The organism is Ensifer sp. WSM1721 (assembly GCF_000513895.2).
Classification (GTDB): Bacteria; Pseudomonadota; Alphaproteobacteria; order Rhizobiales; family Rhizobiaceae; genus Sinorhizobium.
Genome location: NZ_CP165782.1, coordinates 603,464 through 616,801, shown reverse-complemented (window position 1 = coordinate 616,801; position 13,338 = coordinate 603,464). Strand labels below are relative to the sequence as shown.

Here is a 13,338-nt window from a genome sequence, read left to right as displayed (position 1 = left end):
CGCCGTCGTTCGCGATCCGGCAGGTTCAAGCCTGCGTGCCGCCGACGGTGATCTGATCCATTCTGAGATGCGGCTGGCCGACGCCGACAGGCACCCATTGACCGGCCTTGCCGCAATTGCCGATGCCGGTGTCGAGCTTCGTATCGTTGCCCACCATGGTCACCCGCTTCATTGCATCCGGGCCGTTGCCGATGAGCATCGCCCCCTTGACCGGCGCGCCGACCTTGCCATTCTCGATCAGATAGGCCTCGGTGCAGCCGAACACGAACTTGCCGGAGGTGATATCCACCTGACCGCCGCCGAAGGAGACGGCGTAGATGCCTTTCTTCACCGACGAGATGATCTCGTCGGGGCTGCGGTCGCCGGCGAGCATGTAGGTGTTGGTCATGCGCGGCATCGGCACATGAGCATAGCCCTGGCGACGGCCGTTGCCGGTCGGCTTCATGCCCATGAGGCGCGCGTTCTGGCGGTCCTGCATATAGCCGACGAGCTTGCCGTCCTCGATCAAGACGTTATAGCCGGAGGGTGTCCCCTCGTCGTCGATCGAGATCGAACCGCGCCGCGCTTCGATCGTGCCGTCGTCGACGATAGTGACGCCCTTTGCCGCGACCTGCTCGCCCAGGAGCCCGGCGAAGGCCGATGTCTTCTTGCGGTTGAAATCGCCCTCGAGACCGTGGCCGACCGCTTCGTGCAGCATCACGCCCGGCCAGCCGGAGGCCAGCACGACATCCATGGTGCCGGCCGGCGCGTCGATCGCGTCGAGATTGACCAGTGCCTGCCTCAGCGCTTCGTCCGCACCACGCCTCCAATTCTCCTCGACAACGAGATCCCCGAAGCCGCGCCGTCCGCCAATGCCGAACGAGCCGGTTTCCTGCCGGTCGCCCTCGCCCACGACGACCGAGATGTTGATCCGCGTCATCGGCCGTACATCATGGACGCGATGGCCGTCGGCTCTCAGGATATCCACCACCTGCCAGCTTGCGGCGATCGTCGCCGTCACCTGCCGGACCTTGGGCTCCTTGGCGCGCAGATAGGTATCGATCTCCTGAAGAAGCGTCGCCTTGGCCTCGAAGGTCGGCTCGCCGATCGGATTCTCGTCGCCGTAGAGCTTCTTGTTGGTGCGCTGCGGCGCGGCGGCGTAGGAGCCGGAATAGCCGCGGGTCACCTGCCCCACGGCGTCAGCCGCCCGCCTCAAGGCGGCGAGCGACAGTTCGCCGGCATGAGCGTAGCCGACGGCCTCGCCGGCGACTGCACGAAGGCCGAAGCCCTGGTCGGTGTTGAAGCTGCCGCCTTTCAGACGACCATTGTCGAAGGAGAGCACCTCCGCCTGAGCATGTTCCAGGAAGAGCTCGCCGTCGTCAGCTCCGGCAAGCGTCTCGGAAAGAACCTTGCGGACCGTTGCCTCGTCCGCATCGAAGAGGCTCATCAGATTGGTGTCCATGGTTCTGCTCCGCGTCGTGAGGGATCATTGGCTCCATTTAGGGAGCGCGGCGCCGCAAGCCAAGAAAAAAACAGGCCACGAAAGGATCGGTCAGGCAAGGCCAGCGTTCCAGCCTTCGAGCAAACCAACCTCCTCGACGCCGGTGAAACGGGCGATCCGGTCGAGCTCGGCCATCAGCTTTTCCATACGGCCCGATGATGCCTTGACACCCTTTTCCAGCCAGAGCCGGCGCACGTCGAGGCTTCCGCGTTTGCGGTCGGCCTTCATGTCGATGCGGCCGATCAGCCGGTCGCCTTCGAGTAGCGGAAAGACATAATAGCCGTATTCGCGTTTCGCCTCCGGCACGAAAACCTCGATGCGGTAAAAGAAATCGAAGAGGCGTTCGGTCCGGTTCCGGTCGCGCAGCAGAGGGTCGAACGGACTTAGCACCCGCATGCGCCCGGGCGGATCGGGAATGTCACCGAGATTGTCCGGAAAGCCGGCGAAAGCGTAAGACGGGCGCAGCCGGCCGCCATTGGCGGACTCGATGACGACATCGCTGAGGTCGTCGCGACGGGCGGCGACCCAGGCCTTGGCCTCGTCGGGCGATACGAGGTCCCAGAAGGCAGCGATCTCCCCGTGAGTCGCGAAGCCCAGCCGTTCGAGCGCGCTGCGGCAGGCCCAGTCGATGAACTCTGGGTGGCTTACACCGCCTTCGTAGTGACGCGGCGGAATGACGCGTTCGGTAAGATCATAGACCTTCTGGAAATTCTCGCGCCGGGCGATCGCAAGCTTGCCCTGCCGCCAAAGCACTTCGAGGGCCGTCTTCGACGGGTGCCAGTTCCACCAACCGCCGGACTCGTGACCATCTTCCTTCAGGTGGCGCGCCATTACCGCACCATTGGCCGCGATCCTCGCGTAGGTTTCGTCGCAGCCCGCATCGAAGCCCTCGCCTCGCCATTTGCGCCAGCGCTCGCGCAGCGTTTCGCTTTCCCATTTGAAGCGGTGCTTCCAATAAACGAAGAAGGCGCTCGGAATGATCGAGGCGTCGTGCGTCCAGTGCTCGAAGAGCTCGCCGTCCTTTTCCAAAAGCTCGGCCAGATGCTCGCGGCGATAGGTCTGGTTGCGCGAAAAGAGGATCTGATGATGGGCTCGCTCGACGGTCGCAATGCTGTCGACCTGCACGAAGCCGATGTCGTGGATCAGCCGCAGCAAACCGTCCTTGCCGAGCGCGCGATGCGGCGCGCTCGAAAGGCCCTGCTTAGCGAGAAAGATGCGCCGGGCATCACGGTTGGAAAGACGAATCGTCATGGCGGAAAGAATAGGCTTTTATTCCCATAATTCAAACGCACTTCGATCGCAAAGCGATGCAGCCGAGGCGCATTGCCCTCGCCGATCCATTTGCCCTATAGAGCAATCACGAAAATTCGCGAGGAATCAAGGATTGGATATCCGCTTTACCGATTGCTCGGTCAGCTTCGGCGAACGGGTCGCGCTTCACCCCCTGACCCTCGCGCTCAGTGAACGGCGAATCGGCATCATCGGCCTCAACGGCTCCGGCAAGACGACCTTCGCGCGGCTGATCAATGGGCTCGTCAAACCGAGCATGGGCCGCGTCGCGGTCAACGGACTCGATACGATCAAAGACGATCGTGCCGTGCTCGCCGAGGCCGGCTTCATTTTCCAGAATCCGCAGCACCAGTTGATCATGCCGATCGTTTCCGACGACATCGCCTTCGGCCTCAAGAACCGCGGTCTGCCGTCTAAAGAAATTTCGTTGCGCACGGAAGCGGTGCTGGCGCGCTTCGGCGTCAGCCATCTCGCAAGAAGGCGCGTGCACGAGCTTTCGGGAGGCGAAACGCAGCTCGTCGCCTTGGCGAGCGTCGTCGTCACCGGACCGAAGATTCTGATTCTCGACGAGCCCACCAATCAGCTCGACCTTCGCAATCGCCGGATGGTCGCCGAAACGATCGAGGCGCTCGACGAAGACACGATCGTCATCACCCATGATCTGGCGCTTGTCGAAGGTGTCGAGCGGATCCTGCTCTTTCATGAGGGCAGGCTCGTTGCGGATGGCTCGCCCGCAGAGACCATCCGACGCTATCACGAGGTCGCCGGATGCTGACGAGCCTCTATGTCGAGGGACGAAGCTGGTTCCACCGCGTGCCGGTGCGCGCCAAGCTGATCGCTCTCCTCGTCTTGAGCCTCGTGCTTTTCATCACGAACTCGCCGCTTCTGCTGTTGCCCGCCTTCCTCGTCTGCGGCGGTCTCTATCTCTCCCTCGGCTTGACCCCGCGCCAGGCGCTGTCGCGCGTCGGCTTCGTCTTTTTCACCATTCTCGTTCTTGCCGCGGTCAACCTCTTCCTCATTTCTGTCCCGGAGGTCGTCGCCCTCCTCTTGCGGCTGATGGCGCTCGTGCTCTTCGCGGCGGCCGTCACGGCAACGACGACGATCGGCGCCTTCATGGACGAGGTGACGATCCTCCTCAGACCTCTGGAGCGCCTCGGCCTCTTGCGGGCGGCCGATGTCAGCCTGGCGCTCGGTCTCGTTTTGCGTTTCGTTCCCGATATCTTCGCCCGCTATCAGGCGATCAGCGAGGCGCACCGCGCGCGGGGGCTGCCGATCCGACCGCTGACGATCATCGGACCGCTGATCATTCTCACATTGAAAGATGCGGATACCATCGCGGCGGCCATTGACGCCCGAGGTTTTCGCCGTCAATAAATTCGCGATTTCTAATAAAGGGTAGGACCACATGAACACCAGAGACCTCGTCATCGTCGCGCTCTTCGCCGCAATTGTCGTCGTGCTCGGCCTTATTCCGCCGATCACGCTCGGCTTCATTCCCGTTCCGATCACGGCGCAGTCGATGGGAGTCATGCTCGCGGGCTGCATCATCGGCGCCAAGCGCGGCGCGCTCGCCTTCCTCCTGTTCATTCTGCTCGTCGCCATCGGTCTGCCGGTGCTCTCCGGCGGCCGCGGCGGGCTCGCCGTCTTCGCCGGCCCCTCAGGCGGCTTCATCCTCGGCTGGGCGATCGCCGCTTTCGTCACCGGCCTAATCGCCGAACGCTTCGTGCATCCGGGAAATTCAGAAGGGCGCCAGTTCGTTGGCTTCTTCCTCGCCTCCGTCATCGGCGGCATCGTCGTGCTCTACGCTATCGGCGTTCCGTGGCTTGCGGCGGTCACCGGCACGCCGCTTGTCGCGGCTGCAACCGGCTCGCTCGTTTTCATTCCGGGCGACCTCCTGAAGGCGGCGATCGCGACGCTCGCCGCCCGCGCCGTCTACGCCGGCTATCCGCTGCTGCCGGCACGCGCCTGAGCCAATGCCGCTCGCCGAGGCAATCGCGCTTCACGCGCGCGAACGCCCGCATTGCCTGGCCTTCCGTATGGAGGGCCGGGTTTTCACGTTTGCGGAGCTTGCCACGGGGGCCCGCCGTATCCTCCATGCGATCGAACAATCGGCCATAGAGGCGACGCAGCCAAGCGTCCTTGCCGGTGGCGCACGCTTGATCGCGATCGAAACCGGCAATCATCCGCTCTTTGCCGCCGCCTTCGTCGCCGCCACGGCGGCCGGCAATTGCGCCGCGCTCATCGATCCGCATCTGCCGGAAGCGACACGCCGGCGGATGAAGGAACAATTGCGGCCCGACGTCGTCGTCCGCGCCGAGGGCGAGCTTCTGCATTTGGACGTGCCCTCCGCGGGGCGAACGCATTCACTCGATGCCTTCGCCGGCTCGTCGGCGATCGGCGTCGGCGGCGGGGCCGAGGCTTTTCTCGTCGTCTTCACCTCCGGCACCACCGGTGAACCGAAAGCCATCATCCGTGACCGCAGGTCCTGGCGCGTGAGCCTCGAAACCGGTCAGCGGTTTTTCGGGCTCGGACCGGAAACGACGACCTATGCGCCGGGACCACTGGCGCATGGTCTGGCGCTCTATGCGCTTGCCGAGTCTCTGACGGCCGGGGCCGAATTCATCGGAGCGCGGCATTTCGAGCCACGTCAGGCGCTCGATGCCATCGCGGGTGCCAAGGCGAAGCGGCTCGTACTCGTGCCAACGATGCTGCGGCGGCTGTGCGAGCAGGCGGAAGGCAGGGAATTGCGCTCCGTCGAAAAGATCACCGTCGCCGGTGCCAAGCTCACGCCAACCGACCGCCAAGCAGCCGTCCGCGCCTTTCCCGCGGCGGAGATCACTGAATATTATGGCGCATCGGAACTCGGCTTCATCACGGTCTCCGGCGCGGGCGATGATCATTCGGCGACCGCTGTCGGCAAGACGTTTCCCGGCGTCCGGCTAGCGATCCTCGACGACCGTGGACGGACCCTTCCGCCGGGAGAGACCGGAACGATCTTCGTCGAAAGCGGGCTGATTTCGGACGGCTATATTGCCGGCGGCGACGGCGTAGGCTTTCGGCGAGAGGGTACGCTCGCCACCGTCGGCGATGTCGGTTTCCTGAGTGACGACGGCACGCTCCATCTCATCGGCCGCTCTGGCGGCATGGTGCTCTCGGGCGGCAACAACATCTATCCGTCGGAGGTCGAGGCCGTGATCCTCACGATCCCAGGCGTGAGCGCGGCCCTTGTCCTTGGCCTCGACCATCCCGATCTCGGCCAGGAGCTTGCGGCGGTGATCCAGCCGAACGGCGGTTTCGTGCGCGCGGCGCTGGAACGTCAACTTGCCACCGCCCTGCCGCGCTACAAGCATCCGCGCAAGATCTGGCTCTGCCGGGAGATGCCGATGACCGCGTCGGGCAAGATCGCCGCCAAGGAGCTCCGGCAATGGATCGCGGAGGAGAACGGTGCCCTTGAACGTCTCATCTGATCCGGCTCGAACGCCGGTCATCGCCGCCGCGCTGCGCACTCCGATCGGGCGCGTCAACGGCAGCCTCTCCATGGTCGAGCCCGCAAGCCTTGCGGCGCTGGTGATCGAGAGGATCGTCGCCGATCTCGGCATCGATCGGTCCGAGATCGACGACGTCCTCATCGGCAATGCCGCCAACAGCGCCGGCAATCTCGCCCGCCTCGCCGCCCTCGAGGCCCGGCTGCCCGTTTCCATCCCCGGCGTGACGGTCGACCGCCAATGCGGCTCGGGCTTGGAGGCGATCATCCTTGCGGCGCGGCAGGTCCAGGCGGGCGCGGGCCGCTTCTATCTCGCCGGCGGCACCGAGAGCGCCAGCCGCGCCCATATCCGGCTTCGACCGCCGCTTGCGCGCGGCGAGGAACTGCAGCCCATCAAGCGTGCACGGATGGCTCCAGACTTCATCGGCGATCCGGACATGGGCGTTGCGGCGGAGAATGTCGCGGCCGCCTGCGGCATCCCGCGCGAGCGGCAGGATCTGTTTGCGCTCGAAAGCCATCGGCGGGCCGTGACGGCCGCAGTGGCGGGCCGCTTCGCGCGTGAGATCGTGCCGGTGCCGACGCAGGCCGGGTCGATCGTGATGGACGAGTGCCCCCGCGCCAACGCCTCCGCCGAGACGCTTGCGCGGCTGAAGCCGGCTTTCGTTCCGGGGGGCACCGTCACTGCCGGCAACGCCTGCCCCATCAACGACGGCGCAGCCATGGTGCTGGTGACGTCGCTCGCCGAAGCGCGCCGCCTCGGCGTTCCCTTTGCACTCCAATTCATCGACGCAGCTACCGCCGGCGTCGATCCGAACCTGCTCGGTCTCGGTCCCGTTCCCGCGATGGCGAAGCTTCGCGCGCGCAATCCCGCGCTCGACCTCTCGGATATCGACTTCATCGAATTCAACGAAGCCTTCGCCTCGCAGGTCCTCGGCAGTCTCGACCGGCTCGACATTTCGCCTGCACGCGTCAATCGCGACGGCGGTGCGATCGCGCTCGGCCATCCCTACGGCGCCTCCGGTGCCATCCTCGTCGTCCGGCTGTTCTCGCAGATGCTCGCGGCCGGCCCGGACAGGGAGGGTCTTGCGATGATGGGCATCGGCGGCGGCATGGGCGTCGTCGCCCATTTCAGCAGCGTGAGGCCGGATCAATCCGCGTAGCCGGCAAGCCATTCCCGGGTTGCGACCGGCAGCGGCACCGGCTGATGCCTTCCTGGGTCGACGGCGACCCAGACGATCTCGACTTCCGCCGAAAGCCGATCTCCGGTCTCGACGCGAACGGCAAAGCTCACGGAACTGCCGCCAAGCTTCGCGACCGTGACGGTGAAGCGCGCCGGTTCGTCGAAACGCAGGCCGCGATGGAAGATGCAGCCTGAGCGGCGGACGAGGTAGGCGGGCTCCTTTTCCACCGCCGGCCGATGCCGCCACATGTTGGCGAGCGCCGCCTCCGCATGCGCGTAATAGGCAGCATTGTGCATGTGGCCGTGCATGTCTATATCGCGAAACGGAATGCGGATTTCCGTGACGTTTTCCCGCTCTCTGCCGTCCATGCGAGGTCCTCACCATGCGCTCCACCCTCGTTAGACAGTTTGGCGATCCCAAACAAGTCATCGAACTCGTGGAAGCGCCGCGTCGGGCACCGGGGGCCGGCGAAGTCGAGGTCGAGATTTCTCTCGCTGCGATCAACCCGTCGGATCTGATCCCTGTCACCGGTGCCTATAGCGCACGCACGACCTTGCCTTTCGTCCCGGGCTTCGAGGGCGTGGGCACCGTCAGCCGCGTCGGGCCGGACATGCGGGGCCTTGAGCCTGGAGACCGCGTCCTTCCGATCGGCGCGAGCGGTCTGTGGCAGCAATTTCTCGTTCGCCCGGCCGAATGGTGCTTTCGCGTGCCGGACGGGATCGACGACCGGCAGGCGGCGATGAGCTACGTCAACCCGCTGACGGCGCTGAGATTGGTCGAGGCTCTGCGCGCGCATTTCGGTTCGCTCGCGGGCTTGAGCGTCGGCGTGACGGCGGCAGGCTCGGCGATCGGCGGCATGCTCATGAAGCTGCTGTCGCTCGAAGGGATGGCGCCGACGGCCATCCTTCGCAGTGAGAAAAGCCGCGCCCGTGTTGGCGAGGCGCACCAGATCCTCGTTGCGGATGCCGGCGATCTCCCAGCAGGCACCAGATTCGACGCCGTGCTCGATGCTGTTGGCGGCCCCTTTGCGGGCGCCTTGATCGGCCGGTGTGTTGATAAGGGCGGAGCCTTCATCCAATACGGCGCGCTAAGCGGCGTGCCGGTGCCGCAGGAGGCAATCGCCGCTCGTCCCGATGTGCGCTTCGCCTTCCTTTGGCTCAGGACCTGGGTGCATTCCGCCGGCCGCGACGCGCTCGAAGCCGCCTTCGCCCGCAGCTTCGAAGGCATCGGCAGCGGCCTCTTCGAAAGCCCGGTCGCCGCAGTCTATCCCTTGAGCCGGCTCGCAGACGCGCTCGCGCACCAGGGCGATCTGCATCGCGACGGCAAGATCCTGCTTGATCCGCGCTGTTGAAAATCGGCACTTTTGCCGTCGCCGCCATGGATTTTGACAGGCGCGCGCACTAGCTTTGCGCACATGACCACGCATCTTTACGAAAACCCGGTCTTCCTGGAGCACGAGGTTCCCGAGGGACACCCCGAGCGGCCGGATCGGCTGAAGGCGCTGAACCTCGCGCTCGAGCATCCGAATTTCGCGGAGTTGAAGCGGGTCGAAGCGTTGCGGTGCGACGAGGATCTCGTGCTGCTCGCCCATACCGAAGAGCATCTGCGGTCGATCAAACGTGCCATTCCGGACGACGACATCAACCAGATCGAGGCGGACACCTATGCGAGCCCGATGAGCCTCGAGGCGGCATTGACCGGCATCGGCGGTGCCGTTGCCGCCGTGGACGCAATCTTCGCCGGCGAGGCCGACAACGCCTTCGTCGCCGCCCGCCCACCGGGCCATCACGCCGAAAAAGACAAGGCAATGGGCTTCTGCATCTTCAACACAGTGGCGATCGCCGCACGCCACGCGCAGAGGGCGCATGGGGCGGAGCGCGTCGCCATCGTCGACTGGGACGTCCACCACGGCAACGGTACACAGGATATCTTCTGGGACGACCCGTCCGTCCTCTTCTGCTCGACTCACCAGATGCCGCTCTATCCCGGCACAGGAGCGAAGGACGAAACCGGAACAAGGCACAATATCGTCAACGCGCCGCTTTCCCCCAACAGCAGCAGCGAGCATTTCCGCGACGCCTTCCGTACGCGGGTGCTTTCGGCGGTAGAGAATTTCCGGCCCGATTTTATTCTGATTTCCGCCGGCTTCGATGCCCATCACCGCGATCCGCTGGCGCAGCTCAACCTGGTGGCCGAAGATTTCGACTGGGCGACGGGGCGGCTGATGGACGTTGCCTGCAAAAGCGCCGGCAACCGCATCGTCAGCTCGCTCGAGGGCGGCTATGACCTGCAGGGGCTCGCCGAGTCGGCCGGCCTGCATATTCTGAGACTGATGAGAGGGTAATCCATCCATGGACAACAATAACAACACGCAACCGGACGTTTCCGCCCTCTCCTTCGAGCAGGCCGTGGAGGAATTGGAGCGCATCGTCTCCGCGCTCGAACGCGGCGACGTGGCGCTCGACAAGTCGATCGAGATCTATGAGCGGGGAGAAGCCCTGAAGAAGCACTGTGAGACCCTGTTGAAGGCGGCCGAGGATCGTATCGAGAAGATCCGCCTCGACCGTGCCGGCCGGCCGCAGGGCGTCGAGCCGCTCGACGCGGAACAGTGAAGGTTCTGGCCGGATGGGGCGCTTGCGAGCCTTCGCCCCTTCCGCCCGTCGGCACCTTCTCCGGCGACCTTTAAGTCCCCTCTCCCCGCCTGCGGGAGAGGGCTAGAGTGAGGGGCAGCTTCCGGCGCTTGGCCTCTTATCAAGGATGATCCACCGAGAAACGCAGCGTCCCCCGATTGTCGCTATCGAACGGCCCGCATTGACGATAATCTCCAGTTGAGCCCCACAACCGGAGCGACCGCCATGTCCTTCTTTCCTGGTCCCGATCCGCTTGCCGGCGACAAGCCCGCCTGCGACGCCATCGAGCATCTGATCATTCCTCGCACCAGCGATATCGGCGGCCTGCAGGTGCGCCGTGCCCTGCCGACGGCGCGGCGGCGGCTCGTCGGTCCCTTCATCTTCTTCGACCGGATGGGCCCGGCGCTCTTGCGTGCTGGCGAGGCGATCGACGTCCGTCCGCATCCGCATATCGGCCTTTCGACCGTCACCTACCTCTTCGACGGCGAGATCAAACACCGCGACAGCCTCGGCACCGAGATGGTGATCCGCCCCGGCGACGTGAACCTGATGACGGCCGGGCGGGGCATCGTGCATTCGGAGCGTTCGCCGGAGAACCAGCGCGGACACGAGCGTTCGCTTTCCGGATTGCAAACCTGGCTCGCTCTGCCCGACGACAAGGAAGAGATCGATCCGCTCTTCGCCCACACGGAAGAGCGTATGCTGCCGCATCTTGCCGATGGCGGCGTTCGCGCGCGCGTCGTGATCGGCACGTACGAGGGCGCCGACTCGCCGGTTTCGGTCTTCACCGATACGATCTACGTCGATCTCATGATCGAACCGGGCAAAAGCGCGCCGTTTGCCGCAGAGTGGGAGGAGCGTGCGCTCTATATCCTCTCCGGCGAAGCGATCATCGCCGGCGACCATTTCGCCGACAACCAGCTCCTCGTCTTCCGTCCCGGAGACGAAATCACCATCACGGCCAGCAGCTCCGGCTGTCACGTCATGCTCTTCGGCGGAGCAGCGCTCGGCTCACCGCGCCATATCTGGTGGAATTTCGTGTCCTCATCGAAGGAGCGCATCGACAAGGCCAAGGAAGAGTGGCGCACCGGGCGCTTCGATATCGTGCCGGGGGACGAGGAGGAGTTCATACCCTTGCCGCAGGGCTGATTTTCATTAAGTTCCTGTTAAGCCCTTGGTTGAAGCCGCAGGAAAGCCTAATTTTGCATTCAACCGCAATAGCGTCTAAATAACTCCTTCGAGACCCAACAGATCGCGCGCCATGCGCTGGCGCGCATGAGGCATGCAGCGTGACACAACTGCCAACCAATCCGATGCCGGCGACCCCCCTGCTCGATAAGGTCAAGTATCCCGCCGATCTGAAGAAGATCGACGACAGGGATCTGCCGCAACTGGCAGCCGAATTGCGTGCGGAAATGATCGACGCCGTGTCGCGCACCGGTGGTCATCTCGGTGCCGGCCTCGGGGTTGTCGAGCTGACCATCGCCATCCACAAGATCTTCGACACGCCGCACGACCGCCTGATCTTTGACGTCGGTCACCAGTGCTATCCGCACAAGATCCTGACCGGCCGGCGCGATCGCATCCGCACGCTGCGCCAGGAAGGAGGACTTTCGGGCTTCACCCGCCGCGCCGAAAGCGAATACGACCCCTTCGGTGCGGCGCATTCCTCGACCTCTATTTCTGCCGGTCTCGGCATGGCGGTCGCCGCCGAGCTCGACGGCAAGAGCCGTAATGTGATCGCCGTGATCGGCGATGGCGCGATGTCCGCCGGCATGGCCTTCGAGGCGCTCAACAATGCCGGGGCACTGGACGCCCGCCTCATCGTCATTCTCAACGACAACGACATGTCGATCGCTCCGCCGACGGGCGCCATGAGCGCCTATCTGGCGCGGCTCGCCTCCGGGCGGACCTATATGGGCATTCGCGAAGTCGGCAAGAAGCTCACCGCCTATCTCGGCAAGACGGTCGACCGCGCGATCACCCGTGCGGTCGAGCATGCGCGCGGCTACGTCACCGGCGGAACGATCTTCGAGGAGATGGGCTTCTACCACATCGGCCCGATCGACGGGCATTCCTTCGATCACCTGCTGCCGGTGCTGCGCAACGTGCGCGACAATGCCAAAGGCCCCGTCTTGATCCACGTAGTGACACAGAAGGGCAAGGGCTATCCGCCGGCCGAGGCCGCCGCCGACAAGTACCACGGCGTCAATAAATTCGACGTGATCACTGGCGCCCAGGCGAAAGCAAAGCCGAACGCCCCGGCCTACACGTCGGTTTTCGCCGATGCGCTGATCCAGGAGGCGAACCTCGACGACAAGATCGTCGCGATCACTGCCGCCATGCCGTCCGGCACCGGCCTTGACAAGTTCGCGACCATTCATCCGAGGCGCTGTTTCGATGTAGGCATCGCCGAGCAGCATGCGGTGACCTTCGCCGCCGGCCTCGCGGCGGAAGGCTACAAGCCATTTGCGGCGCTCTATTCCACCTTCCTGCAGCGGGCCTACGACCAGGTCGTCCACGATGTTGCAATCCAGGGCCTACCGGTGCGTTTCCCGATCGACCGCGCCGGTTTCGTCGGTGCCGACGGGCCGACCCATGCTGGCTCGTTCGATACGACCTATCTTGCCTCCCTGCCCGGTTTCGTGGTGATGGCGGCCGCCGACGAGGCGGAACTCAAGCACATGGTGCGTACTGCCGCAGCTTACGACGAAGGGCCGATTTCCTTCCGCTATCCGCGCGGCGAAGGCGTGGGCGTCGAACTGCCGGAGCGGGGCGATATCCTGGAGATCGGCAAGGGCCGGATCCTCAAGGAAGGCACGAAGGTCGCGCTGCTTTCGTTCGGCACGCGCCTTGCCGACTGTCTGTTGGCCGCCGAAGACCTGGATGCCGCCGGCCTTTCGACGACAGTTGCCGACGCGCGCTTTGCCAAGCCGCTGGACCATGACCTCGTCCGCCGGCTTGCCCGCGATCACGAGGTGCTGGTGACCATCGAGGAAGGCGCGATCGGTGGCTTCGCAAGCCACGTGCTGCAGTTCCTTGCGAAAGAGGGCCTGCTTGACGGCGGTCTCAAGGTGCGGCCGATGATTATGCCCGACATCTGGATGGAGCAGGCAAAGCCGGAAGCGATGTATGCGCATGCGGGTCTCGATCGCGCCGGCATCGTCTCGACCGTGTTCAAGGCGCTCGGCCAGAAGCATACCATCGGCCTCGGCGCCGCCGGCTGACGTATTACTCCATTCAACAAAAAGCCCGGCCGATGCGGCCGGGCTT

13 protein-coding genes are annotated in these 13,338 nt (G+C 64.6%); 10 read left to right on the top strand and 3 right to left on the bottom strand.

All coding sequences use genetic code 11. The annotated features are described in order from the left end of the window. Positions 1 to 25 precede the first annotated feature (25 nt). Both tldD and M728_RS02905 read right to left on the bottom strand, forming a co-directional pair. The gene (gene tldD, locus M728_RS02910) at positions 26 to 1,441 is read right to left on the bottom strand and encodes a metalloprotease TldD (RefSeq protein ID WP_026618524.1); all 1,416 of its coding nucleotides are present in this window, start codon (positions 1,439 to 1,441) and stop codon (positions 26 to 28) included. Positions 1,442 to 1,531: 90 nt separating this feature from the next. Beyond that, on the bottom strand, positions 1,532 to 2,731 hold the full coding sequence (locus M728_RS02905; protein ID WP_026618523.1) for a winged helix-turn-helix domain-containing protein: 1,200 nt from the start codon (positions 2,729 to 2,731) through the stop codon (positions 1,532 to 1,534). Positions 2,732 to 2,864: 133 nt separating this feature from the next. On the opposite strand from M728_RS02905, the gene M728_RS02900 reads away from it, so the two are divergent. Genes M728_RS02900 through M728_RS02880 form a run of 5 tightly spaced genes read left to right on the top strand, consistent with a single transcriptional unit; the run spans position 2,865 to position 7,414 of the window. Continuing rightward, complete coding sequence (locus M728_RS02900; RefSeq protein ID WP_026618522.1) at positions 2,865 to 3,545, top strand: energy-coupling factor ABC transporter ATP-binding protein; 681 nt, start codon at positions 2,865 to 2,867, stop codon at positions 3,543 to 3,545. Beyond that, entirely contained in the window at positions 3,539 to 4,144 is a 606-nt protein-coding gene (locus M728_RS02895) for an energy-coupling factor transporter transmembrane protein EcfT (RefSeq protein ID WP_026618521.1), read from the top strand. Before M728_RS02900 ends, M728_RS02895 begins: the two co-directional genes overlap by 7 nt. Before the next feature lie 31 nt (positions 4,145 to 4,175). Continuing rightward, complete coding sequence (locus M728_RS02890; protein ID WP_026618520.1) at positions 4,176 to 4,739, top strand: biotin transporter BioY; 564 nt, start codon at positions 4,176 to 4,178, stop codon at positions 4,737 to 4,739. 4 nt (positions 4,740 to 4,743) lie between these two features. Then, positions 4,744 to 6,237: a class I adenylate-forming enzyme family protein gene (locus tag M728_RS02885; protein WP_026618519.1), complete on the top strand. Its 1,494-nt coding sequence runs from the start codon at positions 4,744 to 4,746 to the stop codon at positions 6,235 to 6,237. Next, positions 6,221 to 7,414, top strand: coding sequence for a thiolase family protein (locus tag M728_RS02880; RefSeq protein ID WP_026618518.1), 1,194 nt, complete (start codon positions 6,221 to 6,223; stop codon positions 7,412 to 7,414). The genes M728_RS02885 and M728_RS02880 overlap by 17 nt, the downstream gene beginning before the upstream one ends. Here M728_RS02880 and M728_RS02875 read toward each other — a convergent pair. Beyond that, entirely contained in the window at positions 7,402 to 7,803 is a 402-nt protein-coding gene (locus M728_RS02875) for a thioesterase family protein (protein ID WP_026618517.1), read from the bottom strand. The genes M728_RS02880 and M728_RS02875 overlap by 13 nt on opposite strands. A 14-nt stretch (positions 7,804 to 7,817) precedes the next feature. Between M728_RS02875 and M728_RS02870 the strand changes: the two genes are divergently transcribed. From M728_RS02870 to dxs, 5 genes are all read left to right on the top strand, one after another. Beyond that, positions 7,818 to 8,786 carry a zinc-dependent alcohol dehydrogenase family protein gene (locus M728_RS02870; protein ID WP_026618516.1) on the top strand — a complete coding sequence of 323 codons (969 nt, stop codon included), beginning with the start codon at positions 7,818 to 7,820 and terminating at the stop codon, positions 8,784 to 8,786. Between the two features lie 63 nt (positions 8,787 to 8,849). Then, positions 8,850 to 9,779: a histone deacetylase family protein gene (locus M728_RS02865; protein ID WP_026618515.1), complete on the top strand. Its 930-nt coding sequence runs from the start codon at positions 8,850 to 8,852 to the stop codon at positions 9,777 to 9,779. A gap of 7 nt (positions 9,780 to 9,786) precedes the next feature. Next, positions 9,787 to 10,047 carry an exodeoxyribonuclease VII small subunit gene (locus tag M728_RS02860; protein WP_026618514.1) on the top strand — a complete coding sequence of 87 codons (261 nt, stop codon included), beginning with the start codon at positions 9,787 to 9,789 and terminating at the stop codon, positions 10,045 to 10,047. A gap of 243 nt (positions 10,048 to 10,290) precedes the next feature. Next, positions 10,291 to 11,214, top strand: coding sequence for a pirin family protein (locus tag M728_RS02855; protein ID WP_026618513.1), 924 nt, complete (start codon positions 10,291 to 10,293; stop codon positions 11,212 to 11,214). Positions 11,215 to 11,378: 164 nt separating this feature from the next. Next, positions 11,379 to 13,292: a 1-deoxy-D-xylulose-5-phosphate synthase gene (gene dxs, locus M728_RS02850; protein ID WP_034882851.1), complete on the top strand. Its 1,914-nt coding sequence runs from the start codon at positions 11,379 to 11,381 to the stop codon at positions 13,290 to 13,292. Positions 13,293 to 13,338 lie beyond the last annotated feature (46 nt).